General features: G+C 64.9%; 24 protein-coding genes and 1 pseudogene. 8 read left to right on the top strand and 17 right to left on the bottom strand.

Annotated features, from left to right (window positions below; translation table 11 throughout):
- Positions 1 to 112 precede the first annotated feature (112 nt).
- Positions 113 to 889, top strand: a complete 777-nt coding sequence (locus ACH488_RS12855) for an alpha/beta hydrolase (protein ID WP_397324665.1) — start codon at positions 113 to 115, stop codon at positions 887 to 889.
- Positions 890 to 970: 81 nt separating this feature from the next.
- Here ACH488_RS12855 and ACH488_RS12850 read toward each other — a convergent pair whose 3' ends face one another.
- Positions 971 to 2,272 carry an ABC transporter substrate-binding protein gene (locus tag ACH488_RS12850; RefSeq protein WP_397324664.1) on the bottom strand — a complete coding sequence of 434 codons (1,302 nt, stop codon included), beginning with the start codon at positions 2,270 to 2,272 and terminating at the stop codon, positions 971 to 973.
- 113 nt (positions 2,273 to 2,385) lie between these two features.
- Between ACH488_RS12850 and ACH488_RS12845 the strand changes: the two are divergent.
- Both ACH488_RS12845 and ACH488_RS12840 read left to right on the top strand, forming a co-directional pair.
- A pseudogene (locus ACH488_RS12845) lies at positions 2,386 to 3,195 on the top strand (glycoside hydrolase family 43 protein); the annotation flags it as partial.
- 69 nt (positions 3,196 to 3,264) lie between these two features.
- Positions 3,265 to 5,523 carry a hypothetical protein gene (locus tag ACH488_RS12840; RefSeq protein WP_397324816.1) on the top strand — a complete coding sequence of 753 codons (2,259 nt, stop codon included), beginning with the start codon at positions 3,265 to 3,267 and terminating at the stop codon, positions 5,521 to 5,523.
- A gap of 75 nt (positions 5,524 to 5,598) precedes the next feature.
- Here the strand turns inward: ACH488_RS12840 and ACH488_RS12835 are convergent, their stop codons facing one another.
- The 14 genes from ACH488_RS12835 to glyA all read right to left on the bottom strand — a co-directional run bounded on the left by ACH488_RS12835 (position 5,599) and on the right by glyA (position 17,488).
- Positions 5,599 to 5,751 (bottom strand): hypothetical protein, encoded by a 153-nt coding sequence (locus ACH488_RS12835; protein ID WP_397324663.1) that lies wholly within the window; start codon positions 5,749 to 5,751, stop codon positions 5,599 to 5,601.
- A gap of 19 nt (positions 5,752 to 5,770) precedes the next feature.
- Entirely contained in the window at positions 5,771 to 6,856 is a 1,086-nt protein-coding gene (locus ACH488_RS12830) for a YihY/virulence factor BrkB family protein (RefSeq protein WP_397324661.1), read from the bottom strand.
- Positions 6,783 to 7,460, bottom strand: coding sequence for a 2'-5' RNA ligase family protein (locus ACH488_RS12825; protein WP_397324659.1), 678 nt, complete (start codon positions 7,458 to 7,460; stop codon positions 6,783 to 6,785). Before ACH488_RS12825 ends, ACH488_RS12830 begins: the two co-directional genes overlap by 74 nt.
- A gap of 4 nt (positions 7,461 to 7,464) precedes the next feature.
- Entirely contained in the window at positions 7,465 to 8,571 is a 1,107-nt protein-coding gene (gene trpS, locus ACH488_RS12820; protein WP_397324657.1) for a tryptophan--tRNA ligase, read from the bottom strand.
- Positions 8,572 to 8,586: 15 nt separating this feature from the next.
- A complete protein-coding gene (locus ACH488_RS12815; RefSeq protein WP_397324656.1) occupies positions 8,587 to 9,420 on the bottom strand; it encodes an exodeoxyribonuclease III in 834 nt (277 codons plus the stop codon).
- Positions 9,421 to 9,430: 10 nt separating this feature from the next.
- A complete protein-coding gene (locus ACH488_RS12810; RefSeq protein WP_397324655.1) occupies positions 9,431 to 9,997 on the bottom strand; it encodes a hypothetical protein in 567 nt (188 codons plus the stop codon).
- 59 nt (positions 9,998 to 10,056) lie between these two features.
- Positions 10,057 to 10,890 (bottom strand): ABC transporter permease, encoded by an 834-nt coding sequence (locus ACH488_RS12805; protein WP_397324654.1) that lies wholly within the window; start codon positions 10,888 to 10,890, stop codon positions 10,057 to 10,059.
- Entirely contained in the window at positions 10,887 to 11,741 is an 855-nt protein-coding gene (locus tag ACH488_RS12800; RefSeq protein WP_397324653.1) for an ABC transporter permease, read from the bottom strand. The genes ACH488_RS12805 and ACH488_RS12800 overlap by 4 nt, the downstream gene beginning before the upstream one ends.
- The gene (locus tag ACH488_RS12795) at positions 11,734 to 12,663 is read right to left on the bottom strand and encodes an ABC transporter ATP-binding protein (protein WP_397324814.1); all 930 of its coding nucleotides are present in this window, start codon (positions 12,661 to 12,663) and stop codon (positions 11,734 to 11,736) included. The genes ACH488_RS12800 and ACH488_RS12795 overlap by 8 nt, the downstream gene beginning before the upstream one ends.
- A gap of 112 nt (positions 12,664 to 12,775) precedes the next feature.
- Positions 12,776 to 13,093: an SHOCT domain-containing protein gene (locus ACH488_RS12790; RefSeq protein ID WP_397324651.1), complete on the bottom strand. Its 318-nt coding sequence runs from the start codon at positions 13,091 to 13,093 to the stop codon at positions 12,776 to 12,778.
- Positions 13,094 to 13,243: 150 nt separating this feature from the next.
- Positions 13,244 to 13,909 (bottom strand): response regulator, encoded by a 666-nt coding sequence (locus ACH488_RS12785; protein ID WP_397324650.1) that lies wholly within the window; start codon positions 13,907 to 13,909, stop codon positions 13,244 to 13,246.
- Positions 13,906 to 15,075 (bottom strand): sensor histidine kinase, encoded by a 1,170-nt coding sequence (locus ACH488_RS12780; RefSeq protein WP_397324649.1) that lies wholly within the window; start codon positions 15,073 to 15,075, stop codon positions 13,906 to 13,908. Before ACH488_RS12780 ends, ACH488_RS12785 begins: the two co-directional genes overlap by 4 nt.
- Positions 15,076 to 15,168: 93 nt before the next feature.
- Positions 15,169 to 16,062 (bottom strand): bifunctional methylenetetrahydrofolate dehydrogenase/methenyltetrahydrofolate cyclohydrolase, encoded by an 894-nt coding sequence (locus ACH488_RS12775; protein WP_397324647.1) that lies wholly within the window; start codon positions 16,060 to 16,062, stop codon positions 15,169 to 15,171.
- Between the two features lie 133 nt (positions 16,063 to 16,195).
- Positions 16,196 to 17,488: a serine hydroxymethyltransferase gene (glyA, locus tag ACH488_RS12770; protein ID WP_397324645.1), complete on the bottom strand. Its 1,293-nt coding sequence runs from the start codon at positions 17,486 to 17,488 to the stop codon at positions 16,196 to 16,198.
- 236 nt (positions 17,489 to 17,724) lie between these two features.
- Between glyA and purU the strand changes: the two genes are divergently transcribed.
- The 3 genes from purU to ACH488_RS12755 all read left to right on the top strand — a co-directional run bounded on the left by purU (position 17,725) and on the right by ACH488_RS12755 (position 19,848).
- Positions 17,725 to 18,573, top strand: coding sequence for a formyltetrahydrofolate deformylase (gene purU, locus ACH488_RS12765; protein ID WP_397324644.1), 849 nt, complete (start codon positions 17,725 to 17,727; stop codon positions 18,571 to 18,573).
- 21 nt (positions 18,574 to 18,594) lie between these two features.
- Positions 18,595 to 19,254: a class I SAM-dependent methyltransferase gene (locus tag ACH488_RS12760; protein ID WP_397324643.1), complete on the top strand. Its 660-nt coding sequence runs from the start codon at positions 18,595 to 18,597 to the stop codon at positions 19,252 to 19,254.
- A gap of 72 nt (positions 19,255 to 19,326) precedes the next feature.
- Positions 19,327 to 19,848 carry a gamma carbonic anhydrase family protein gene (locus tag ACH488_RS12755; RefSeq protein ID WP_397324641.1) on the top strand — a complete coding sequence of 174 codons (522 nt, stop codon included), beginning with the start codon at positions 19,327 to 19,329 and terminating at the stop codon, positions 19,846 to 19,848.
- A 123-nt stretch (positions 19,849 to 19,971) separates the two neighbouring features.
- On the opposite strand, the gene ACH488_RS12750 is transcribed toward ACH488_RS12755, so the two are convergent.
- The gene (locus ACH488_RS12750; protein ID WP_397324639.1) at positions 19,972 to 21,660 is read right to left on the bottom strand and encodes a flavin monoamine oxidase family protein; all 1,689 of its coding nucleotides are present in this window, start codon (positions 21,658 to 21,660) and stop codon (positions 19,972 to 19,974) included.
- On the bottom strand, positions 21,657 to 23,087 hold the full coding sequence (locus ACH488_RS12745; RefSeq protein WP_397324812.1) for an amino acid permease: 1,431 nt from the start codon (positions 23,085 to 23,087) through the stop codon (positions 21,657 to 21,659). Before ACH488_RS12745 ends, ACH488_RS12750 begins: the two co-directional genes overlap by 4 nt.
- Before the next feature lie 196 nt (positions 23,088 to 23,283).
- Here ACH488_RS12745 and alr point away from each other — a divergent pair, with 196 nt between their 5' ends.
- Positions 23,284 to 24,516: an alanine racemase gene (alr, locus tag ACH488_RS12740; protein WP_397324638.1), complete on the top strand. Its 1,233-nt coding sequence runs from the start codon at positions 23,284 to 23,286 to the stop codon at positions 24,514 to 24,516.
- Positions 24,506 to 26,092, top strand: coding sequence for a PucR family transcriptional regulator (locus ACH488_RS12735; protein ID WP_397324636.1), 1,587 nt, complete (start codon positions 24,506 to 24,508; stop codon positions 26,090 to 26,092). The genes alr and ACH488_RS12735 overlap by 11 nt, the downstream gene beginning before the upstream one ends.
- Positions 26,093 to 26,296: the final 204 nt, after the last annotated feature.

Here is a 26,296-nt window from a genome sequence, read left to right as displayed (position 1 = left end):
CAAGGACAGCACGACGACGGCGCCGCCCACCACTGCTGGTGAGCGGCGCCGTCGGGCTTTAATCAACAGTTGAGACGCTCCGAGCCGGGCGTCCGAACAACAAGGAGGCAGCGTGTCACGCTCCGAGAAAATCACCTTCACGGGAAGCACGGGCGATGCCTTGGCGGGAATCGTCGACGTGCCCGAAGGTCCCGTCCGGGGCTGGGGTGTGTACTCGCATGGCCTGACGCTGGGCAAGGACAGCCCGGCCGCCTCGCGCATCTGCAAGGGCCTGGCCGAGCAGGGCGTCGGCATGCTGCGCTTCGACAACCTGGGGCTGGGCGGCTCGGAGGGCGAATGGTCGGCGGGGTCCTTCAGCGTCAAGGTGGCGGACACGATCCTGGCTGGCGCCTTCATGAAGGAGCAGGGCCGGGCCATTTCGCTGCTGGTGGGCCACTCTTTCGGCGGGGCGGCCGTACTGGCTGCTGCCCGGGACATTCCAGGGCTGAATGCCGTAGTGACCGTTGGGGCACCTTATGAACCCAAGCACGTGGAGCACATGTTCGACGCCGAAATCGACGCCATCCTGCGGGACGGATCCGCTGTAGTGGACCTGGGCGGACGTCCCATGGAGATCCGCCGGCATTTCGTGGAAGACGTGGAGCGGGCCGACCTGCGCGACTGCATACGAACCCTCCATAAGCCGCTGATGGTGATGCACTCCCCCACGGACAACACGGTGGGAATCGACAATGCCAGCGAGATCTTCCGCACCGCCCGGCATCCCCGCAGCTTCATTTCGCTGGAGGGCAGCGAACACCTGCTCACGGGTAAGGGGCAGGCCGCCCGTGTGGCACGGATCATCGGTGCGTGGGCTGACCCGTACCTCGAAGTCCGCGACGCCGGCTGACCGCCCGGCCCACCCAAGTAGGGGACACCAAACGTTCCACTGACGCCTCAGTAGAGCGCTTGCTGTCCCCCAGTTGGGTGGCTACTTGCCGATGGCGGCTTTGCTCTCGCTGATCCACTGCTCGGCTGCCTTGTCCGGGCTCAGCCGCTTGAAGAGGACCTCGGTGTTGATTCGCGCCGTGATTTCGGAGACCGCTGTGGAACCCGTGGGGCCGATGTAGGTGGGTGCGAAGTCCATCTTGCCGATCTGGTCGATGTAGGCCGCCTCAACCTTTCCCTGCGGAGTCAGCAGGTCCTGGATGGCGGTGCGCATGCCCGAGTTGCTGGGCACGCCCCGGTCGCTCTGGATGATCTTGGCCGCCGACTCATTGTTCACCAGGAAACTCACCAGCTTGGCAGCAGCATCCGCGTGCTTGCTGCGGGCCGAGATGGTGTAGAACTGCGAGGACTGGAGCCAGATACCCGGCGTGGGCGTCTCCCCCGGCAGCTTGAGGAGCTTGAGCTCGGCACCGGATGCCTTGCTGAGCGCTGAGAGCGAGTTGCTCCACGTGAGCATCATGCCGGCCTTGCCCATGCCCATGAGCGTTTGTTCGGTGCTGACGTTAAGCTTCTCGACAGTCTCGGAGGCACTCGGAGCAGCCCCTGATTCACTCAGCTTGAGCGAATAGTCGAAGTAGGCCTGGACCGTACCCTTGTCCAACCCAAGCTGTCCGTCCTGGGTGTAGAGGGACTGTCCGCGTTGGCGGGCGAAGGCATCGAGTGAGTCGTGGGTCAGGACGGTGGCCGTGCCGTAGGTTCCTTTGGGGCTCTTGGACGTAATGTCACCGGCGATGCGGGCAAAGTCGTCCCAGCTCCACTTGCTGTCATCCGGGAGGGAAACTCCGGCCGCCTGGAACACGGCCGGGTTCACGACGATCGCCAAGGCGTTGGCTCCCGTCGACACACCGTACTGCGTGCCTTTCACTTGGCCGTTCTCCAAGGCGCCCTGGTCCAGCTTGGACAGGTCCAGCGAGCCATTGACCTTGGACAGGTCCAGGAGGGCACCACGGTTGGCATATTCTGCCGGATACGCGCCACCCATGGTGATGACGTCCGGAGCATCGTTGGCGGCAACCTGGGTGGCCAGCTTGTCGAAGTATCCGCCAATATCGCCGTACTCCGGCTTGACCTTGATGTTGGGGTTGGCTGCCTCGAATTCGGCGATTGCCTTGTTGGTCAGCTCTGCGCGGCCGGCGTTCCCCCACCAGGAGAACCTGATCTCCACCGGACCGCTTTCGGCCTGGGTGTTGCTGCCTGCTGAACACCCTGTGGCCAAGCCGGCCAGGCCCAGTGCGGCTATGAATGCCAGGGATTTTCGGATACTACCTAGAGATTTACGCGCCATTGGGTAAGCTTCTTTCAGACTCAGAAAACGGTTCCTGAAACGTATCAAGCGCACCGAAATGCGTCAATAGTTCTGATCGTTAACTATTTAGGAAGCTTCCCGGAGGCCCCGTCTTGACCCTGAAACTGACCGACATCCAGATCCGCGATCCCTACGTCCTCACCCTTCCCGAAACGGGTGAATACCTGCTCTTCGGCAGCACCGACAAGAACATCTGGTCGGGTCCCGCCACGGGATTCGACTGCTACCGGAGCAGCGACCTCAAGGAATGGGAGGGGCCCGTTTCCGCCTTCCGGCCGGACCCCGGCTTCTGGAGCCAAGAGCAATACTGGGCACCCGAAGCCCATGAATACCAGGGGCGTTTCTACCTGTTTGCCACCTTTACCGCACCGGGTCATTTCCGGGGAACCCAGATACTTTCCAGCGACCAGGCCGAGGGCCCGTACACACCGTGGAGCGACGGGCCGGTGACCCCACCCGATTGGGAATCCCTGGACGGAACACTCCACCTGGACGCCGCCGGACAGCCGTGGATGGTTTTCTGCCACGAGTGGAAGCAGATCGACGACGGCGCCATGGTGGCCCAGCGCCTCAGCCCGGACCTGCGCACCGCGGTGGGTGAACCGACGGTCCTGTTCACGGCTTCCGAGGCTCCGTGGTCACGTCCCCTGCACAAGCCGTCCCACACGGCCGCACCCGTCTACGTCACTGACGGCCCTTTCCTCCACAGGCTTGCCAGCGGCAAACTCATCATGCTGTGGTCCAGTTTCGGAGACCACGGCTATGCCATGGGGATCGCCCGCAGCCAATCCGGCACGGTGCTGGGCCCTTGGATCCAGGAGCCTGAAGCCCTGTGGAGCAAGGACGGCGGCCACGGCATGATCGCCCGGACACTTGACGGAAGCCTGTTCCTGACCTTGCACCAGCCCAACCAGAGCCCCGATGAGCGTGCGGCTTTCTTCCCCCTGCGTGAACTGGAGGACACTGTCGTGCTGGAACCTGCCGGTGCCGGCATCGACCGCGAGTCGCTGGTCAGGCGCCACAACGTGAAGCAGCAGGAACTGGACCCACGGAGCCCAGTGTCAGTGGGCAATGGCGAATTCGCCTTCACCATGGACCTCACTGGCCTGCAGACCTTTCCCGGCTCCTACCCCGTGGGGGCCCGCGACGAGCTTCCACCCGGAACACTGCTTGGCACCCAGGCACAATGGGGCTGGCACTCCGTCCCGCCGGAAGCTTCCTACGACCTGTCAGGGTCCACCGTCCTCTACGACTCACCCCGAGGCCCCGTGCCCTACGTGGACATGGTGGGAGACATCGTGGACGACCGGGAAACCGGAACCTCCCGGGCCGAAACGTGGCTCCGTGCCAACGCGCACCGCCTGGACCTGGGCAGGATCGGCTTCAAGTGGGTGGAAGGCGGGGAGGAACGCGCCCTCGCACCGGCCGAGATCACCGGAACCGAACAAACACTGGACCTCTGGTCTGGAATCGTGACCAGCCACTTCACCGTGGCAGGCCACCCCGTGACGGTCACGACGGCGTGCCACCCGGACCGCGACCAGCTCGGCTTGCGCGTGGAGTCGGCTGCGTTGGGCTCACCGGGAACGGGGCCCCGCCTGGTGATCGGAGTCGACTTCCCGTACGGATCCGAGGCCTGGCACGATGCCGCTGATTGGAGCAGGCCGGATGCGCACACAACCACCCTGAATCAGCCCACCCCGACACATCCCGGGCAGACGGGCTGGGTGGTGCAACGGGAACTGGATGATTCGCGCTATCAGGTGGTCATTACCGGAAGAAGCCTGCAGGTGGAACAGACGGGCCAGCACTCGGTCCGTATAGGGGCCGGGGACCACAGTGACTCTGGCGGACGGGGCTCCATCCTGGACCTGTCCTTTGCGTTCCTCCCCGCGGGCGACGGCGACTGCATCCCGCGCGGCAATGCCGGAATCGGGCAGGCGGCACCGGCGACCCAGCCGGCAACCGAGGCGAGCCTCGGCACGGGGCCAGCGTCCGGCGTCGTACGTTCACTGGAACTGGAGGCAGGCAGCGACGTCGCGGCAGCGTCGGCCGCGGGCTGGCCGAAATTTTGGAACTCCGGTGGCGCGATCGAACTGCACGCCACCAGTGACCCGCGGGCCAAGGAATTGGAGCGCCGGATTGTCCTGTCCCAGTACCTGACGGCGATCAACTGCTCGGGCTCGCTGCCGCCGCAGGAAACGGGGCTGGTGTGCAACTCGTGGCGCGGCCGTTTCCACCTGGAAATGCACTGGTGGCACGCTGCCCACTTTGCGCAATGGAACCGCACGGAACTGTTGCTGCCTTCACTTCGCTGGTACTCCACGGTGTTGGAGAGGTCCCGGCAAACGGCCAAGCAACAGGGATTCGAGGGAGTGCGTTGGCCCAAGCAGGTTGGACCGGACGGACGCGAGAGCCCCAGCACCATCGGCACCTTCCTGATCTGGCAGCAGCCGCACCCCATCTACCTCGCAGAACTGGCCTACCGGGCCAACCCATGCCGCGAGGTGCTGGAAGAATTCGCGGAGATTGTGTTCGAGTCGGCAGCGTTCATGGCCAGCTTTGCGCATCCGACGCAGCGGGGGTTCGAACTCGGGCCGCCGTTGGTCCCCGCACAGGAAAGTTACGGTTCCATCCGCGGCAGGGTCAGCAACCCTACGTTCGAGCTGGCCTATTGGCAGTGGGCGCTGGGCATCGCATCGGACTGGCGTGACCGGCTGGGGTTGGAGCCGGTTGCCGCTTGGGAGGACGTGGCCGGCGGTATGGTCAAACCCCACGTGGTGGATGGGGTGTACACCGCGATCGACGTGGAGCCCTTCACCATTCGCACCGACCACCCGTCCATGTTGTGTGCCCTGGGTTTCGTGCCGAGGACCGGCTTGATCGATCCGGACACCATGCGGGCAACCCTCAACGACGTGCTGGCGGACTGGGACTGGGCCAGCACCTGGGGCTGGGACTACCCGGTGATGGCCATGACGGCAGCACGTTTGGAGGACCCGGAAGCAGCGGTGGACGCGCTGCTGCTGGACGCGGGAAAGAACACCGTGCTGCCGAACGGCCACAACCGGCAAACCGATTCCCTGCCATTGTACCTGCCGGGTAACGGTGGCTTGCTGGCGGCCGTGGCGTTGATGGCAGCCGGGTGGGACAACGGACCCGAACGCCACGCCCCCGGGTTCCCGCCGGGTTGGACCGTGGCCTGGGAGGGCTTGGTGAAGGCCCCGTAGCTGGACGCGACGCGGGGTCACTTAAGGCCCATGTTGGGCACCCGAATGGGCCGCAAGTGACCCCGCGTTGGTTTTCTAGGGGCGTTTGGGGCCGAGGGACGCGCCCACCAGCGCGCCCAGGCCGACGCCGATCAGTATGCCCAAGAAGGGTGAGTTGAACACGAGCTGGCCTACCACCAGCCCCACCGCGGCACCAACAAGGCAGGCAATCCACAACTGGTTGTTCACGGTGCCTCCTCGTGGCCGGTCAGGTTTGCGGGGTGGCCCGGCGGGCGCCGAGGAACCTCTTGCGGGGCGTCTCCCCTGCCTGCTCATCAGCCTCCCGAATGGCCGACCACGCTGCCGAGACGAGGTACACCTGGCTGACCAGGTTGAACCAGATCAGCAACCCGATGATGATCGCGAAGGAAGCCAGGACCGGGTTGTTCCCCGCGCGGGCAAGGAGTTCAGTGCTGAAGAACTGCAGGACCGTGGTCCCCACGCCTGCCAGGACAACCCCTTCCAGGAAGCTCTGGCGCCCCAGCTTCAGTCCACCTGCCAAGCGGAACAACACTGCCGCCGTCGCGCAGTTCAAGAGGAGCGGAACCACGATCTTGACGACGGCGGCGATGGGACCGGCGATCGACTCGTCCAAACGTAGTACGCCGAAAATCCAGTCGGCAGCAGTACCGAATACCAGTGAGGCACCGGCGCTGACCACCAGGATGACCCCCAGGAGCAGCAAGGTCCCGGCGTCCACGAGCTTCTGCAGCACGGCGCTGCGCTGGAGGGGGTCCGCCTGCATGACACCCCGCAGCCCCTCCCGCACAGAAGCGATCCAGCCCAACGAGGTGAAGATGGTGACGACGGCGGCAATGGCGGCTGTCCAGCCGAGGCCGGAGGGGTTCAACAGCGTCTGCGGGTCCACCAGGCCTTCCCCGCCGTTGACCTGCAGGAGGCCGGGCGCCGCCGAAGCCACGCTGCGGATCACGGCGTCTTCCAGGACCGGGTTGCCGCCCAGGACGATTCCCGCGATGGCGAAACCGGTGGTCAGGAGGCCGGTCACCGAGAAGAACATATTGAAGCCGATGCCGGCACTCAACAGCGGCCCGTGTTGCCGGGAGTAGTGCTGGAAGGATCGCATGGCCCGGTTGGTATTCAGCTTGGCGAGGGCCAACGCAAAGAACGCGCCCGCTCTCTTGGCCAAGCCGTCACCGGCGCGCTTGCTGTGGCCCCAGTCCTGCCGCTTGTGGAGGAGTTCGAGCTTGAGTTTCGCCAGCTCAGTTGGCAGTGGAGGACTGTCCGCCTGTTGACGTGGATTCCGCCTGCTGGTCTTCGTCACTGTCGCCGCCAAAGTCGAGCTCTTCCCGTAGCTGCCAAATTCCATTGGTGTCGTGCTCGTAAAGTCCCATGCTAACCACTGGGAAGGTGGCCCGGTAATCACTGAGTACCGTTTCGGCCTCGTCAAGATTTTCCTGGGCGACATCGTGGGCCACAGTGACGTGCGGATGGTACGGGAATGGCAGCAATCGCTCCAAGGGACCGGACTGCAGTTTCTCGTGGAGCTGCACGCATTCCTCGAAGCCTTGCTCCACGTTCACGAACACCACGGGCGAGACGGGACGGAAGGAACCGGTACCGGAAATGGTGATGGTGAATGGCGGCTGGGTCTGCGCCACCGCCCGAACGTGATCCCGGGTGGCTTCCCAGTCCTGCGTGGGCGTCGTGGTGATCAGGGTGATGTGCGCCGGAATGACCTCGGCCATGGGGTCGCCGAACGACGCCCGCCAATCCTGCAGTTCCTGCGCGATGTCCGGCGGGAATCCGAGGATCACGCCAACGCACATGGCGTCACCGGCACCGCAATCGGTGCCGGTGACAGCGGGCTGGGGCGAACCGTCCGGACCGGCACCCTGGTGGGAGTCGGCCTGGACGTTGAGCTGACCAGCGGCGCACATGGATTTAGCGGACTCCCTGCTCTGCACCGCGGTAGGGCAGGAACCCAACCTTGGAGTAGACGTCGGCGAGGGTGGCGGAGGCAATCCCGCGGGCTTTGTCCGCGCCGAGGGCCAGGAGGCGGTCCAGCTCGGCAGGGTCGGCCAGGAGTTCGTTGGCGCGTTCCCGGATGGGGGCCAAGTGACCTGAGACGAGCTCAGCCAGGTCCACCTTGAGGTGGCCGTACATCTTGCCTTGGTAGTCGGCCACGATCTTCTCCACCGGGGTACCGCTGATGGCCGAGTAGATGGTCAGCAGGTTGGAAACGCCGGGCTTGTTCTCGCGGTCGTAGCGGATTTCGGTCTCAGTGTCCGTCACGGCCGACTTGATGCGCTTGGCCACGGTCTTGGGGTCATCGAGCAGGTTGATAAGGCCCGCCGGCGATTCCGCGGACTTGGACATCTTGGCCGTGGGGTTCTGGAGATCGTAGATCTTGGCCGATTCCTTCTGGATGAAGGCCTCGGGCACCTGGAACGTCTCACCGAACCGGCTGTTGAAGCGGTTGGCGAGGTCCCGGCTGAGCTCCACGTGCTGGCGCTGGTCCTCGCCCACCGGCACTCCGTGCGGCTGGTACAGGAGGATGTCCGCAGCCTGCAGGATGGGGTACGTGAACAAGCCAACGCTGGCGTGGTCCGAGCCCTGCTTCTGGGCCTTGTCCTTGAACTGGGTCATGCGGCCGGCTTCGCCCATGCCGGTGATGCAGTTCAGGACCCAAGCCAACTGCGCGTGCTCTGGAACCTGGGACTGGACGAAGAGCGTGCACTTCTCCACGTCCACGCCACCGGCAATGTATTGCGCTGCGGTGACACGGGTGCGGCGTGCGAGTTCGGCCGGGTCCTGCGGGACCGTGATGGCGTGCAGGTCCGGGATGAAGAAGACGGCGTCGTACTCGTCCTGCATGCGGACCCAGTTGACCAGGGCGCCAAGGTAGTTGCCCAGGTGCAGGGAGTCCGCCGAAGGCTGCATGCCGGAAAGCACGCGGTGCTTGGCGCCGGCAGCAAGCTTGGTGGAGGTTACGGGGTTGGCTGCCGGGAGAACGGCTGCGTCAGTTTCAGCTGTAGTCATGGGGGTCAATACTTTCGTCAAGCTTTAGAGCCGGTAGTCAACAACCACCGGTGCATGGTCGGAGAAGCGGGTGTCCCACGAAGGCGCCCGATCCACTACTGCCGAGAAAGCTGCGGCAGCGAGTGCGGGAGTAGCCAGGTGGTAGTCGATGCGCCAGCCAGTGTCAGTGTCAAAGGCTTTGCCGCGCTGGGACCACCAGGTGTAGGGGCCGGCGACATTTCCTGCCAGGCCCCTGTGGACATCCCTCCATCCGATCTCTTCGCCGAAGAAGCGGTCAAAGTAGGCACGCTCCTCCGGGAGGAAGCCGGCACGCTTGACGTTGCCCTTCCAGTTCTTGATGTCCAGTTCGGTGTGACCCACGTTGAGGTCGCCCACCACCAGTGCGTGATCGCTGTGCTTGGCGAGTTCGGGCAAGCGGGTGGTCATGGCGTCCAGGAAACGGTACTTGTCATCCTGCTTGGGCGTTCCGGCCTCACCGGAGTGCACGTACGCGCTGACGGCGGTGAGCGTGGTTGCCTCACCCGCAGAGTTCAGCAGGGCGAAGTCGGCCTCGACCCAGCGTCCGGAGGTATCGAAGTATTCGTCTCCGTTGCCGACCCGCGTGGCCGTGGGCTCCTGGCGTGAAGCGATGGCCACGCCTGCCCGGCCCTTGGCTTCGGCCTCGGAGTGGAGGATGTACCAGCCCTCACCGATCAGCGAGTTGACGATCTCGTCAGGCGCGCGGACTTCCTGCAGGCAAAGGATGTCCACTTCGCGCGGCTCCAGCCATTCCGCCATGCCCTTCTTGTAGGCAGCCCTCAGGCCGTTGACGTTGACCGATGCGATGCGAAGGAAATCCTTCTTCAATGCCGTACTCACCCGCTCTACTCTAGTCGATGATGGTTCCGGCCACGGGCTCGTCGGAGTCACCCGAGGACTTGATCATGTCCCGTGCGTTGGTGGACGTGATGGCGATGGTTTCCAGTGCGCGGTTGATGGTGTCCTGGTTGGCATCGGCACCCTTGGCGCGCTCGTCTTCCACCACCCGGACCTGGACTTGGACGATCTTGAAGGAGTGGTCCAGCTTGAGGTCCCGTACCTCGTCCGCCTGGCTGCGTTCGGACACCACCCGGGTGCCGCCATGGTCCGCGGAAGACGACGACGGCGCGCGGCCGGTTGCCGCGGCAAAGGCATTTTGCGCTTCGGTCAGCTTGGCCCCGGCCCGCTTTGCGGCCCGCTGGATGCTGAACACGACGAACGCCGCGAGCGCGAGCCAGCCGAAGGAGACAACAGCAACCACCCAGCCCACGACGTCGTTCTGGTTGGCCGCGAAGATCACGGCGACCAGGAAGGCGATGATGACGACAGTCATCCCCAGGCCGCCGATGCGGAAGCCCTTGAGGGGGCCGCGGGCGGACGTGGACGTGGAGGGGTGCGGGTCACCGAGAGATTGCATGGGTCCATTGTCTCAAACGCCCGCAGGTGCCCGGACCGGCTTCCACGCACGGCGAACAGTCATTTCAGGAAGAGCTGGCGCAGCCTTCCCGTGGTCAGCATGATGCCCAGCACGATCATCACCAGGTAGTAGCCCACATGGATGGCCGTGGCAGGGGTAAAGACGCCGACACTGATCTGCCGCAGCAACTCCACGCCGTGCCACAGCGGCATGGCCTGGATGAACCACTGGATGGGCTGCGGGTACACGCTGAGCGGGTAGAACGTGGCGCTGAACAGGAACATGGGCAACAGGAAGAAGTTGATCCAGTCCATCTGCTGGAAGGTCTTCATGAAGCTCGTGATCCCCATGCCAAAGCTCGCAAAGCCGAAGGCGATGAGCACCGAGGCCGGGATCACCAGGATGGCCCACCACGTGGTCAGCAAACCCATGACGCCCATGACTGCCGTGAATCCGGTGGCGTACAGCAGGCCCCTGAGCAAGGCAAGGAAGATCTCGCCGATGGCAACGTCCAGCGGTCCCAGGGACGTGTAGAGCATGCCCTGGTAGAGCTTGGCGAAGTTCATCTTGAAGAAGACGTTCCACGTGGAGTCGTAGATGGCGCCGTTCATGGCTGAGACTGCAAGGAGGGCCGGCGCGATATACGCCGCATAGCTGATCTCCTCGCCGCCTGGGCCCTGGACTGTGCCCACGATGGAGCCCATTCCCACGCCCATGGCCAGCAGGAACAACACCGGCTCGAAGAAGCCGGACAAGAGCACCAGCCACGTGCTGGACTTCGCCGCCATCAGCCCACGGGCCACCACGGCCTTGGCGTTGCGGGAGTAGAGGGGGCCGAATTTCCGTTCGCGGGCCACGTCGGTGGCGCTGTGGCCGCCGGTCAGGACACTCATGAGCCCATCCTTTTCACGAACTGCCGGCGGACCAGAACAAATCCCACGGCCGCGGTGGCCACGAGGTACAGCACGTGCATGAGCGTCAGCAAGGGATTCTCGTCCATGCCGTACGTGAATACCCGGCCCAACTCCGTCCCGTGCCAGACCGGGGAGATCCAGCCGATCCATCGGACGGCCAGTGGCAGCGTGTCCAGGGGAAAGAAGGTGCCGGAGAACAGGAACAGGGGCATCACGATGAAGCGCTGCACCAGGGCGAACTGTCCCTTGTCCTGGGTGATGCTGGAGGCGTACGCCATGAGCGGCAAGCCAAAGGACAGGGCGGCCACCGTAGCCACGATCGCCGAGACCCAGCCCCAGGGACCGGGCGATGCACCGAACATGGCCACCACCGCGAAGTACACCACAGACTGCAGCAGGAACCGCAGACTGCTGGCCATGATGTGGCCGGCGGCAATTTGCTGCGGGACCAGCGGTGACGCGTGCGGGCCGTAGAACACCCGCCGCCACTTGAAGCCGTCCATGATCGGATAGGAGAACTCCCCTGAGGCCGTCATCACGGCGGCTGACACCAACAAAGCGGGAGCCACGAATTCCAGGTAACTGACCCCACCGAAGACGGATTCGCTGTTGGCGTCCACCAGGCTGGCCAGGCCAACACCCATGGCGAACAGGTAAGCCACCGGTTGCCCCACGCTGTACAGCACCACGGACCAGCCGTAGTTCCGCATGACGCGGAGCACCTGCTCGGCGTAGAAGAACGAACCCCATCTCCGCGCCCTCGCGGCCGAGACGGCAGGTGAGTGGGCGTGCAACGGTCGTGCCGCCGTCGTGAGCTCATCCTCAGTCAACGAGACTCCTGCCCGTGAGCCGCAGGAACACGTCCTCCAGGGAGGACCGGCGCACCAAGGAGGTCAGCGGACGCAAGCCGCGGGCGGAGACCTGCTCCAGCGCGGCTTCGCCGTCGTCGGCGTAGATGAGGACGCGGTCGGGCAGCGTTTCGAGCCGCTCGCCAATGCCTTCAAGTTCGACGCCGATGGTCGCGTTGCGCTCGGAACCGAACCTGAGTTCAAGTACTTCGCGGGAGGAGTGCTCGCGGATCAGGCTGGCCGGCGAACCCTCGGCCATGATCCGACCCTTGTCCACCACGATCAGCCGATCGCACAGTTGCTCCGCCTCGTCCATGTAGTGGGTGGTGAGGATGAGCGTGACGCCGCTTTCCTTGAGCCGGAAAAGGCGGTCCCAGAGGATGTGGCGGGCTTGGGGATCCAGCCCGGTGGTGGGCTCGTCGAGCAGGAGGATGCGCGGTTCGTTGATGAGCGAGCGGGCAATGGTGAGGCGGCGCTTCATGCCGCCGGACAGGGCATCCACCTTGGAGTTTGCCTTGTCCGTCAGCTGGGCGAATTCCAGGAGCTCGTCGGCTTTGGGCCGGAGGTAGCTCAGCGGCAGTCCGAAGTACCGGCCGTAGACGATCAGGTTTTCGCGGACCTTCAACTCTTCGTCGAGGTTGTCCTGCTGCGGAACCACGCCCAGGTGCGCCCTCACCTCGGGACCGTGGGACTCGGGATCCAAGCCCATGATGTCCAACGATCCCGAGGTCCGCTGGGAGACGCCGCCGATCATTTTCATGGTGGTGGACTTGCCGGCACCATTGGGACCGAGCAGGCCAAAGGACTCCCCCGCCGGGACTTCGAAGGAGATGTTGTCCACGGCGGTGAGCTCACCGTAGGTCTTGGTGAGGTTGTGGGCTCGGATAACGGTGGGTGGGTTCATGGCGGACGTTCCGTGCTGCGATTCCGGGAGGGATGCAGGGCGGGTTGCTTCATTGTGCACCCTCAGCAGACTAGTAGCGCCCACCGATATGTGAAAGAGCTCTTGCAGATCTTTACGCCGGCCGCTGCGAACGCAACACCTCCAGGCGCTGCCGGAATTCGGTTTCGTCGATTTCACCGCGGGCGTACCGCTCCCGCAGCACTCCCTCAGCGCCCTGGGTCGCCACCCAGTTGTGGTTGCGGCGCCAAGCCCGGCGGCCAACGAAGATGAACAGGAAAATCACGAGGATCCAAAACAGCGGGAAGATCAGGAAGAACGGCCAGTAGGTGCCGTCACCCCACGGACCATGCGCGACGACGGTGGCCGGCACGTGTGCCAGCGCTCCCCCGAGCGTGGTCTCCCCGACGAGTGAAGTCAATGCGGTGAACATGTCAGTGATCCAAACTCTCTGCGCCGGTGCCCGGCGCGAACCGTCTCTCGGCTCTGGTTTGAGTCTTCCGTTCAGCGCCCGGTGGGGCGTCCGCCGTCGGGAGTCACCTTGGTGGCCGGCCGTACTCCCCGGGGAGACGGCCCGGCACCGTCAGGCCTTCCAACCGGGTTTGACCAGGCCGGACTCATACGCGAGGACAACCAACTGGGAGCGGTCCCTGACCATGAGTTTGGTCATGATCCGGGACACGTGCGTCTTGGCAGTCAATGGCGTGATGAACAGCCGCTCGGCGATCTCGGCGTTGTTGAGGCCTTCGCCTACGAGCGCCAGGACCTCGCGTTCCCGTTCGGTGACCTGGTCCAGTTTGAGCAACTCCCCCGCAGCCCGGCTGTGCGATGCCAACTGGGCCATGATCCGCCGCGTCACGGAGGGAGAGAGCAGGGCATCGCCGTCGTTCACCACGCGGACGGCACGGATCAGCTCGGCGGGCTCGGTGTCCTTCACCAGGAAGCCGGCAGCACCTGCGCGGACGGCTTCGGCGATGTATTCGTCGAGTTCGAAGGTGGTGAGGATGATGATCCGCGTGCCGGAGAGCGCCGGGTTGGCGAGGATCCGGCGGGTGGCGGTGAGGCCGTCGTCGTCCGGCATCCGGATGTCCATGAGGACCACGTCCGGCTTGTCCCGTGCAGCCAACCGTACCGCGTCTTTTCCTGTGCCCGCCTCGGCCACCACCTCCATGTCCGGTTCGGCATCCAGGAGCGCGCGGAATCCTGCCCTGATAAGGGTTTGGTCGTCCGCTATGAGGAGGCGGATCACGGCTGGCCGCCTTCTGCGGGCAGGGGCAGGAGCGCCTGGACGCGCAACCCGGGCGTCAGTTCGTACAGGGTGACCGTCCCGCCCAGGGCCGCAGCCCTCTCCCGCATCCCCGTGAGGCCGTTTCCGGGGACCGAGAGCCCCATGCCCGCGCCGTCGTCGTCAACCTGCACGGTGAGCACCCCGCCTTCGGTTCCCTTGCGCACCAGCAAACGCACGACGGCGGACTGGGCACCTGAGTGCCTGCCGACGTTGGTCAGGGCCTCCTGGATGATCCGGTAGGCCGCTTCCTGCTGGGCGGGACCGATGGCGGAATGGTCTGTTTCGTCGTCCAGCCGCACCTGCAGGCCGCCCAGTTCGGCTTGCTTGACTACCTCGGACACGCGCTCCAGCGTGGGCACCGCCGCGGGTTCGAACGGCACGTCCTCCCGCAGCACGCCCAGCAGTTGCCGGACTTCGGTCAGGGACTCCTTGCTGGCGGTCTTGATGGCCTCCAAGGCAGGCCTGAGCTTCTCCGGATCGTCAGTGCCCAAGTGGAGGGCTACCGAGGCCTGGACATTGATCATGGAGAGGGAGTGTGCCACGACGTCGTGGATGTCGCGGGCCAGGGTGAGGCGGTATTCATCGCGGTCGGCCTTCGCTGCTGCCTCCCGCCGGCGCCGGTACTCGGCGAAGCGTTCAGTGCGGCGCCGGATCCCCTGCCCCAGGATCACCAGGATCGCGGCCCACGCGACGGCTGCCGAGGCGCGGAACGGCCAGCCGTCGTCGCCGGCCATCACGGCTCCGGCCACCACGGCGGCAGCAGCCAGTCCGGCTCCCAACCAGGCCTGCCAGCGCAGGCCTGCAGCGGCGGTCAGCACAATGGCAAGAGCCAGCGACAACACGATCGGACCCCATGCATACCCCCAGGCGAGGTACAGGCCAGTGGCCACGAGCGCCAGGGGCAGCATCAGTTCCGGGGAACGCTTGCGGAAAGCCAAACCCGCCGGGCCCACCAGCAGGAGCAGGATGCCGAACACATCCAGCGGCCGTGCCTCTTGGTGCGCGGAAGAAAACAGCGTGCCGACCACCTGGATGACGGCGACCGTGATGACGATGAAAGCAGTGGGTGGGCCGTTGAAGCGGCGGGGAGGTCCCTCGAAAACTAAGGGGCCTTGATAGGGGCGCATACAACGAGAGTAGACGGAGGTAGGACAAAGGGCGTCCTCGTAACGGAGCAAGACGCCTACTCCCGGAGGAGTAGGCGTCTTGTTAGCGTTTTCTCAGGCGATACCGGCTTGGCGCTCGGCGCTCTCCACCACGTTGGCCAGGAGCATCGCGCGGGTCATCGGCCCCACGCCGCCCGGGTTCGGGGACAGCCAGGCGGCGGCGTCGGCGGCGGCCGGGTCCACGTCTCCGGTAACCACAGCCTTACCGTTCCCGTCGTCCACGCGGCTGACGCCGACGTCGAGGACTATTGCGCCCGGCTTGAGGTCTTCGGCCTTGATCATGTGCGGCACGCCGGCAGCGGCGATCACGACGTCGGCCTGCCGGAGTTCGGCGGGCAGGTCAACCGTTCCCGTGTGCGCCAGGATTACCGTGGCGTTGACTTCCTTGCGGGTGAGCAGGAGGCCGATGGGCCGGCCGATGGTGACGCCGCGGCCAACCACCAGGACGCGCTTGCCCTTGAGTTCGATGCCGTGGCGGCGGAGCAGTTCCACACAGCCCTTGGGCGTGCAGGGAAGCGGCGACTTCATTTCGCCGTTCACGTTGGCCACCAGGCGGCCAAGGTTCATGGGGTGCAGGCCGTCGGCGTCCTTGTCAGGGTCCATGGCCTCCAGGATTGCATCCTGGTCGATGTGCTTGGGCAGGGGAAGCTGGACGATGTAGCCCGTGCATTCCGGGTTTTCGTTGAGCTCCTGGACCACCTTCAGGAGGTCTTCCTGGCTGATGTCCTCGGGGAGGTCGCGGCGGATGGACTGGATGCCTACCTCGGCGCAGTCCTTGTGCTTCCCGCCCACGTACCAGGTGCTTCCAGGATCGGAGCCCACCAGGATGGTGCCGAGGCCGGGGACGATGCCCTTGCCGGCGAGGACGGAAACGCGTTCGGTCAGTTCGGCCTTGATGGCAGCGGCGGTGGCCTTGCCGTCAAGAATCTGTGCGGTGGACTGTGTCATTCCATCTGCTTTCTGGTGGGTGACCTGGTGTGGAGGCTCACGCCAACGGGATCCGCCGCCTGGCGCGGCAGCGGATCCCGTTGGCTCCGGTTCAGTGCCCGGGTAATGCTTGTTCAGCCTTGGGAGCGGCTGGTTACCACTGCTCGTGCTGCGGGTACAGCGGGAAGTCGGCGGCCAGCTTGTCGACGCGGGCCTGGAGGCTTTCGACGTCGGTGGCGGAGCCGGACTTCAGTGCGGTGGCGATGATGTCTGCAACCTCGGTGAACTCCGCAGCGCCGAATCCGCGGGTAGCCAGCGCAGGCGTACCGATGCGGAGGCCGGAGGTGACCATCGGCGGGCGGGGGTCGAACGGAACGGCGTTGCGGTTCACGGTGATGCCCACGGAGTGCAGGAGGTCTTCTGCCTGCTGGCCGTCGAGCTGCGAGTTGCGCAGGTCAACGAGCACCAGGTGCACGTCGGTGCCGCCGGTGAGGACGGAAACGCCTGCCTCGGCAACGTCGGACTGGTTGAGGCGATCGGCGATGATCTTGGCGCCCTCGAGGACACGCTCCTGGCGCTCCTTGAACTCCTCGCTGCCTGCAATCTTGAAGGCAACGGCCTTCGCGGCGATGACGTGCATGAGCGGTCCGCCCTGCTGGCCCGGGAAGACGTTGGAGTTGATCTTCTTGCCGTACTGTTCCTTGGCCAGGATCACGCCGGAACGCGGGCCTGCCAGGGTCTTGTGCACGGTGGAGGTGACGACATCGGAGTGCGGCACCGGGCTGGGGTGCAGGCCTGCTGCGACGAGGCCGGCGAAGTGCGCCATGTCCGTCCAGAGCAGTGCGCCAACCTCGTCCGCGATGGAGCGGAAGGCGGCGAAGTCCAGGTGGCGGGGGTAGGCGGACCAACCGGCGATGATGACCTGCGGCTTCTCGGCGATGGCCTGCTCGCGGAGCTTGTCCATGTCCACGCGGAAGGTGTCTTCTTCAACCTGGTAGGCAGCAACCTGGTACAGCTTGCCGGAGAAGTTGAGCTTCATGCCGTGGGTCAGGTGGCCACCGTGTGCCAGGGAGAGGCCCAGGATCTTGTCGCCGGGGGTGATCATGGCGGAGAGTGCTGCGGCGTTGGCCTGTGCACCGGAGTGCGGCTGCACGTTGGCGTACTCGGCGCCGAAGAGGGCCTTGACGCGGTCGATGGCGAGCTGCTCGGCGACGTCCACGTATTCGCAGCCACCGTAGTAGCGCTTACCCGGGTAGCCTTCGGCGTACTTGTTGGTCAGGACGGAGCCCTGGGCTTCCATGACTGCGCGGGGGGCGAAGTTCTCGGAGGCGATCATTTCCAGGGTGCCGCGCTGGCGGCCAAGCTCCTGGTCGAGGACTGCTGCGATCTCGGGATCGAGTTCGGCGAGCGACTGGTTGCTGACAGACGCTGAAGTGGTGGTAGTCACGGAGATCTCCTGGCTAGGGAACGGGTGGTGCTACAGGTCAGGCTACCGGCAGCGGCATTGCCCCGTCCCCTCCGTTACGGGAGGCATAGGTCACGTGCTGCAGCGGTAAAACATGACCCTCGGCCCAGGCGTACGATCCGTGGTCTTCGTGATTGCCGCTCCCTGGTGGTAGTCCACCCAACGCCAGTCGCGACCCGTTAACAGTACAACAACGCCGCACAGGTAGGCTTGGTCATGTGACTGACTCCGCATTTGTTGTGACCCTTTCCTGCCCTGACCGCCCCGGCATTGTCCACGCCGTCGCCGGAGCCCTTCTCGACGCAGGTTGCAACATCGCCGATTCGCAGCAGTACGGAAGCCCCAGCACAGGCAACTTTTTCATGCGGGTGGAGGCAACGACGTCGAGCCCCCAGCCGGAACTGGCCGCCGCGCTGCTGCCGGTAGCCGAATCCTTCGGCATGACCTGGCAGATCAACCCCGTGGGCGAAAAGGTCCGGACCATCATCATGTGTTCCAAGGACGCCCACTGCCTCAACGACCTCCTGTTCCAGCAGCGTGCCGGCACCCTGCCCATCGAGGTTCCCGCCATTGTGTCCAACCACCGGGACCTCGAATCGTTGGCGGAGTTCTACGGCATCCCGTTCCACCACATCCCCGTCACCGCCGAGACCAAGCAGCAGGCCGAGGCTGAGCTGCTGAAGCTGATCACTGAGCACGACGTTGAACTGACGGTCCTGGCCCGGTACATGCAGGTCCTGTCCAACGATCTCTGCAGGGAGTTGAACGGCCGGGCCATCAACATCCACCACTCGTTCCTGCCGTCGTTCAAGGGTGCCAAGCCGTACCACCAGGCACACGCACGCGGCGTGAAGCTGATCGGCGCCACGGCCCACTACGTCACTGCGGACCTGGACGAGGGGCCCATCATCGAGCAGGAAGTCATCCGGGTGGACCACGCCCGGACGGCCGCCCAGTTCGTGCAGATGGGACGCGATGTGGAGGGCCGTACACTGACCCAGGCCGTCCAGTGGCATGCCGAGCACCGGGTGCTCTTGGATGGCACCCGGACCGTGGTGTTCAACTAGCGCCAGATCTACGCTGGGGGTATGCGCGGTTTCCCTGATCCCGAGGCAGACTTGGCTGTGTATTACGACCGCCACGCCGCGCTCCGCAACACCCGCTCCCTGACGCCACACCGGGTTGACTGCCGCGAGTGGTTCGTTCGGCTCCTGAAGGACGAGCACCGCCATTCACTGTTTGAGCTTGGCTGCGGCACGGGCGTGGAGGGGGTGGCTTTTGTTGCTGCGGGCCTGCACTACTGCGGCGTTGATCTCTCCCCGGAAAGTGTTCACGCGGCCCGCTCCTGCGGACTCGATTGTTCCGTAGCCAGCGGGCGCCATTTGCCGTTTATGGACGGCGTCTTTGACGCCGCGTGGAGCATGAGCACCCTCCTGCATGTCCCCAACAGCAGGATTCACGACGTCGTTGGCGAACTCGTGCGGGTCTGCGCACCTGGCGCGCCAATCGGCGTCGGGCTTTGGTCAGGTGACGACGAGGAAGTACTGAACCCGGAGGACCTCGAAGAGCCCCGGCGGTTCTTCAGCCGCCGCAGCGATGGGGCCGTGCAGCGGATCTTTAGGAAACACGGTTTGGTGGAACATTTCCGCACGTGGCCCGAGGGTGTGGGCGTGGAGTCCGGACCCGGCGCCGGCAACTGGACCCAGCACTACCAGTTCCTGGTCCTCCGCACCCCCTCACCCAAGTGAGTCGCAGTTCAGGTCGTTCCCAGCGCTGGGAACGACCTGAACTGCGACCTACTTGGGAACTAAGCTGGGGTCATGGCTCCCTCTTACACTTTCGCCGGGGACACCCCGGCCATCCATGAAACAGCCTTCGTGGCGCCCACGGCTTCGATCATTGGCAAGGCCACGTTGGCCGAGGATTCCAGCGCTTTCTACGGCGTCTCTGTCCGCGCGGACACAGCAGCCATCAAAGTGGGCGCAGGCTCCAACCTCCAGGACAACGTGGTCCTGCACGCGGACCCCGGGTTCCCCTGCACCGTCGGCGAGCGCGTCTCCGTTGGCCACAGCGCCGTGGTGCACGGTTGCACTGTGGAGGACGACTGCCTCATTGGCATGAGCGCCACCATCCTCAATGGAGCGGTGATCGGCACGGGTTCCCTCATCGCCGCGGGCGCCGTGGTCCTTGAGGGCACTGTCATTCCCCCGCGCTCTTTGGTGGCAGGAGTGCCGGCAAAGGTCCGGCGGGAGCTTACGGACCAGGAGTTCGAGGGCGTGAAGCACAACGCCGCCCACTACAAGGAGCTCGCTGCGGCGCACCGGGAAATGCACGGCGACTAAGACACTTGCGGGGCCCGCTCGACGCGCTAAACAATCGCAGGGCCCACACCGCCCGGGTTCCCTGGCTGAGCTTGCGAAGTCAGGGCGGCGGTGGGGACGTGGAGAGCGGGCCCCGCAATGTCTTCAGTCGAGGGAAATCGGGCCGAGCTCGTCAAGCAGCTCCCCCGGGCCCGGGTTGCCAGCCGCGGACGAACCTCCGAGGTGGTTCACCACGCCCCATACGGCGTTGAGTCCCGTGGTCACCGCGCCCTCGGCCCAGCCGGCGGTGAAGGACACGTCGTCGCCGGCCAGGAAGATGCCCCGCTGGCTCTCCGGCAGCGTGTCCTGCTTGAAGTGCGTGAACAGCCGCTGCTGGTACCGGTAGTGCCCGGGCAGGTTGGCCTTGAAGGCACCCATGAAGTTCGGGTCCGCTTCCCAGGAGACCGTGATCGGCTGGCCCACGATGTGGCTGGCAATGTCCACGCCCGGGTAGATCTGCTCCAGGGAATGCAGCATGAGCTTGACCCGTTCTTCGGCGCTGAGGGCGAGCCATTTCAGGGCGTCGTCGTTCCAGGTGTAGGACAGGAGGATGACCGCGGGCTTGTCCGGGCCGTCGTCGAGCAGGTATGTGGCGCGGTTGAGGCGGTCGGTGAGCGTCATGGACAACACTTCGCGGCCGGTTTCCGGATCAATGTCCTTCCAGAACGGACGATCCACCATCACAAAGGTCTTGGACGACTGCATGTAGTGCGAGCGCTCAATCGCCGTCCACAGCTCCGACGGGAACAGCGCCTCTTCGGTGTGGATCCGGGTGGACAGCAGCCACGACTGGCACGTGGTGACCACCGCCGGGTATGTCGCCTCGCGGCCCCAGCTCTCGCGGACTACCAGGTCACCGTTGACCGCGCGCCGGATGTTGTCCACGGCACCGCGCGGCGAACCCGAGTGCAGGGACGCCAGCGAGGTGCCTTCCGGCCAGTGCTTGATGTCCGACGGCGCGTGGTTCCATAGCGCCTCGGGGAGCCGTTGGGCTCCTCCCGCAATGAGTCGGTGCTGGTCATCTGCGTCCGTGTAGACAACGCGAAGGATTTCGAGGATGGAGTTGGGGAAGTCGGTGTCCCAGCCGCCTGTGCCGAACCCGACCTGCCCAAAAGCCTCACGGTGCGCAAAGCCTGCGTCCTTGAAGGACTTGCTCGCCGCGATGAAGCCGTAGAAAGTCTGCTCGTCCAGTTCAGGCAGGAGCTCATTCCAGAGCGCTTTGATGCGCTTGGTGTCGCGGGCCTTGATGGCGTCCTGCATCTCGGTGAAGGCGGCGCCGTCCTTGATGGCGTCCTTCCAGGCATCGGCTACTTCGTGGAAGAAGGCCGGGAGGTCCTCGGGCGTCGCGGCGTAGTGCTTCTTGCCGGCCAACTCAATGACCGTGCTGGAAGTAACGGGGGCCAGCGGGTTGGGGAAGTCCTGGGTTTCCAGTCCCAAAACATCCACGTAGTGGTAGAAAGCCTTGCCGGAAACGGGGAAGCGCATGCCGCCGAGGTCTGCCACCACGCCGGGGGCCGAGGGGAAGCTCGCGGTCCGGAGCCGGCCGCCGATCTGGTCGGCCTCGTAGATCACGGGCTTAAGGCCGAGCTTCATGAGTTCGTAGGCGGTGACCAGTCCGGAGAGTCCGGCACCGATCACGGCCACCTCGGTTCCGAAGCGTTCTTCGGGGACCGAGCCCAGGCCTTCCGGATGTGCCAGGTAATGGTCGTAGCTGAACGGGAAGTCCGGGTTCAGCATGGTGATGGGAGCCTCCGCAGGGCTCTCAGCTGTGGGGAGTTCTGTGGCGATGGTCATGCGTTGTCTGCTTTCACAGGTTCCGGGCTCACGGCCCTGGTGGTCAGTTCACGGTAGTCCTGCTCGCTGAGCGAGGCTACCTTGGAATTCCGGCGTCCATAGCCGAAGTAGATGGCGATGCCCACGAGCATCCACACGCCGAAGACGATCCACGTATCGGCGCCGAGGTTGGCCATGAGGTAGGCACACATGAGGGTGCCCAGCACCGGCGTGATCGGGTACAGCGGAACCCGGAAGCTGCGCTGGAGGTCAGGACGGTTGCGGCGCAGGTAGATCACGGCAACGTTGACCAGCGCGAAGGCGAACAGGGTGCCAATACTGGTGGCGTCTGCCAGCGCACCCAGCGGAACCAGCCCCGCGGTAAGTGCGACGGCGGTACCCACGATCAGCGTTCCCGCCACCGGGGTGCCGGTGCGGCGGGAAACGCGTCCGAAGACTCTGGGCACCAATCCGTCGCGGGACATCGAGAGCAGGATGCGCGTCTGTCCGTAGAGGACTGTCAGGACGATGCTGGCAATGGCCAGGACGGCACCTGCGGAGAAAATGAGCGCCATCCAGGGCTGGTGGGTGATCTCCTGGAGGATCTGCACCAAGGCGGCCTCGGTGCCATCGAACCAACCCCAGGGACGCGCGCCGATGGCCGCAACCGCAACAAGGACGTAGATGCTGGTGACGATCACCATGGACAGAAGGATGGCCCGTGGCAGGTCCCGCTTCGGGTTCCGCGCTTCCTCGCCGGCTGTGGACGCGGCGTCGAAGCCGATGTAGGAGAAGAACACCCGTGATGCTGCGGCCGAAACCCCGGCGGCTCCCATGGGCATCAGGGGTTCAAAGTTGCCCGCATTGAAGGCCGTGAAGGCCACGGCGCAGAAGAAGAGCAGGATGCCCACCTTGATGATGACAATCGCCGTGTTGATCCAAGCGCTCTCGCGTGCTCCACGGACCAGCAACACCATGGCCAGCACCACGATCACCATCGCGGGAATGTTCACCACTCCCCCGTCACCCGGTGGTTGGCTCATGGCATCCGGCAGGACCTGCCCGAACGCAGCGAGGGTCTCGTTGACGTACTGACCTGCTCCCACGGCAACGGCGGCCACGGACACCGCGTACTCGAGTACCAGGCACCAGCCGCAGATCCATGCCATGCCTTCGCCCATCGTGGCGTAGGAGTAGGAGTAGCTGGAACCCGCAACGGGAACCAACCCTGCCATTTCGGCGTAGGAAACCGCGGAAAACAACGCTGCCAGGCCGGCAATGACGAACGAAATCCAGATGGCGGGGCCGGCCAGCGGCACGGATTCACCGAGGATCACCAGGATGCCCGTGCCGAGCGTGGCGCCGACGCTGATCATGGTCAGTTGCAGGACACCGAAGCTGCGGACCAAGGGCGTGCCGCCTTCGCTGCTTCCGGCTTCGCTGACCATCTGGCCAATGGGCTTGCGGCGCAGCAACTGGGCTCCGAGACCAGGCCTGGAAAGGCTGGCCGGAGTCGGGTCTTGGGTGTTCACAGGCACAGTCACCGTTGACGTCCCTTCTGAGTAGTTGGTCGGTTTCCCCGCATCAAGACTGGCATGTGAGCCACCTCTCAAGCTGGTGCAAAATGACCTATAGTGTTCATCCATGAGACGTAATGCACATCAATCATCGCCCAATCCGGCGGTCCTTTCCGGCCAGGTCACCGTGGATCTGTCTGCGATTTCAGACAACATCAAACTCCTGAGGAAGCGCACCGAAGCGCCGTCCTTCATGGCCGTGGTCAAGGGCAATGCCTACGGCCACGGCCTCGTCGAAGTCGCCCGAACCGCTGTCGCAGCAGGAGCCGATTGGCTCGGTACGGCCCAACTTTCCGAAGCCATTTCGCTGCGCCAAGCGGGAATCACTGTCCCGATTCTTTCGTGGCTCTATCTGGCATCCCAGACCAGCGCCACCATCCTCGAAGCGCTGGAAAACGACATCGATGTCTCCCTGGGAAGCGTCCATCAGCTGGAGGTGCTGGAAGGTATCGCCGGCCGCTTGGGCCGTCCCGCCGTCGTACATCTGGAACTCGACAGCGGCCTCAGCCGCGGCGGCGCACGCAAGGAGGACTGGCCCGAACTGGTGGCCAGGGCACGCCAAGCAGAGGTCGATGGCACCCTGCGGGTCCGCGGCGTCTGGACGCATCTGGCCTGGGCGGATGTCCCGGCGCATCCAGGGAATGCGGCCGCCGTGGCAGAGTTCGAGGACGCTGTTCGGCAGGCACGGGACGCCGGACTCTCCCCCGAGCTGAGGCACGTTTCCAGCTCCGCCAACATCCTGGACCGGCCGGAATTCCACTTCGACATGGTCCGGGCAGGGCTGGCAATCTATGGACTGGCACCAGCCGATCACCTGGACCCGGCAGACTTCGGACTGCGGCCCGCCCTGAGTGTCACCGCGCCGCTGGTCATGGTCAAGAAAGTTCCGGCCGGCACAGGCGTCAGCTACGAACACCAAGCCATCACGTACGAGCCCAGGTATCTCGGGCTGATTCCGCTCGGCTATGCGGACGGGATCCCGAAAGGCATCAGCGGGCGCTCCGTGGTGAACATCGCCGGTCGTCGCGTACCCGTGATCGGCAAGGTCTGCATGGACCAGTTCATGGTGGACCTGGGTCCGGAGGCCACGGGCATCGACGTCGGTGACACCGCTGTGCTGTTTGGTGATCCGGCCAGCGGGGCAGCGAGCGCCGACGACTGGGGAGCCGCGATAGGCAGCCATGGCGACGAGATCATCAACCGGATCGCGCCCCGGCTCCCCCGGGCTTATCAAACGAGCGCCTTCGAATGCCCCGACTACCAGGAGCCGGCAAACGCCGGGCAGGGCAATGTTGCCTGAGCCCGCGAGCGCCCGCCTGAGTTTCGTCACGCTTGAGCAGTTCCTGGAGCAGCTGCCGCCGGAGTTGAAGATGCTTCACGACGGCGGCAGCGGCGCCTCGCTGCTGCGATGGGTGGAACCGAGTGAGCTCGAGGATCCAACTCCCTATCTGCCGGAGGGCGAGTTCCTGCTCACTGCCGGGTTGCCCTTCCTGGGGAAGGGTGGCTCGGCGGCTAAGGTGGACGCCTACGTCAGTCGTCTGGTGGGGGCCAAGGTGGCGGCGCTGGGCTTTGGCATCAGGCCCTATTTCGATGCCGTTCCCGACGTTCTGGTTGAGGCTTGCCGCACTCATAACCTCACCCTGTTTGAGGTTCCGGAGTCCCTGCCGTTCGCTGCGATCGGGCTGTCGTTTTCGCAGCTCCTTGAAACGGACAACGCCCGGGTCTTCCGGCAGCTCGCCGACACCAACCGGCAACTCATGCGGGCCGTGCTCTCCCCCAGGCCGGAGCACGAACTGCTCGCGGCCTTGGTCCAGCGGGTTCCTGTGTGGGCGGTTCTTGTGGGTGCGGACGGGCGGGTCCGAGCCCGCGGCAACAGCGCCGGCGGCAGCACCGGCGTCGAGCATTCCTTGCTGGCACCCATGCTGGAACGGTTGCTGTCCGGAAGCGGGCCGCGGGTGGAGATGGATGGCTTTGAGGAAACGGGGTCAGCGTTGGTGTTCGGCCATCCGCTGCGCAGCACCAAGGACGCCAACCTTGGCGCGCTGATCCTGGGTTCGGATGTGCCGCTGACTCCTGCGCAGAACAACGTGGTGCAGTCGGCGGTGGGCTTGTTGGAGTTGCTGGTGCGGCAGCGAACCAGTGGATCCCTGGCCCCCAGTCAGTTGGCGACCGCCATGCTGCTCCATCCGGAGTCCTTGGCTTCGGGCGGGACCAAGCACATCAACGGTTTGAAGGACCTGCTGGCCCAGAGCCTCTCCTCCACGCGATCCGGCCAGATGCGGGTGGTCCAAGGCGTCAAAGTCGACGGCTCCGTGGACGACGGTCCCGTGCGGGAAGTGCTGCAGTGGCGGCGCTTGTTCGACACCAAGCTCGTGGAAATCACGGACTACGGCTTCACCGCCATCACCCGCCTGCGCGTGGACGACTCGCTGCTCGCCGATGTGGAGAAGCTCGGCTGGCGTCTGGTGATCGGCGAACCTACCGAGCTCAACGGACTGGCCGCAGCCTACCAACGCGTCAGCACGCTGCGTGCCCGCGTGCTTTCAACCGGCGTGAGCGCACGCGTGGATGAGGTGACGTGGTCCGTGACGGGGCTGCTTGGGAGGGACGCGGGCACCATGCTGGCTTCACGTGTGCTTGCTCCCTTGCTTGCCTTGGAACCGGAACGTCGCGATCCCCTGCTGACAGTGCTGCGCGGTTGGCTCACCGAGAACGGCAGTTGGGACGCCTCCGCCAAACTGCTCGGCCTGCACCGGAACAGCGTGCGGCGGCAAGTCGGTGTGATCGGCGAACTGCTGGAGCTGGACCTCAACGCGGCGCAGGTTCGCGCGGAGCTGTGGATCGCGTTGCAGTATGTGGACTCGCTGGTTGAGTGAGGCTCGATGGGCACCACCTAGATGACCACGTCAAAACCCCTAATTGACCGTTTTGACCACCTAATTTTGCCGTTTTCACCACCTAATTTTGAAAAGGACAACCGTGGAGTGTCAATGGCCATTGGTTTCTGCCCACGGGCGGCCAGTTGATGTGCCCGCTGGTGGCCAGTAAAACTGCCCGGTGATGGCCAACAGATCTGCCCA

It is taken from the genome of Paenarthrobacter sp. NPDC018779 (assembly GCF_044391085.1).
In the GTDB taxonomy this organism is placed as follows: domain Bacteria; phylum Actinomycetota; class Actinomycetes; order Actinomycetales; family Micrococcaceae; genus Arthrobacter.
This window is presented reverse-complemented; position numbering and strand designations above follow the sequence as displayed.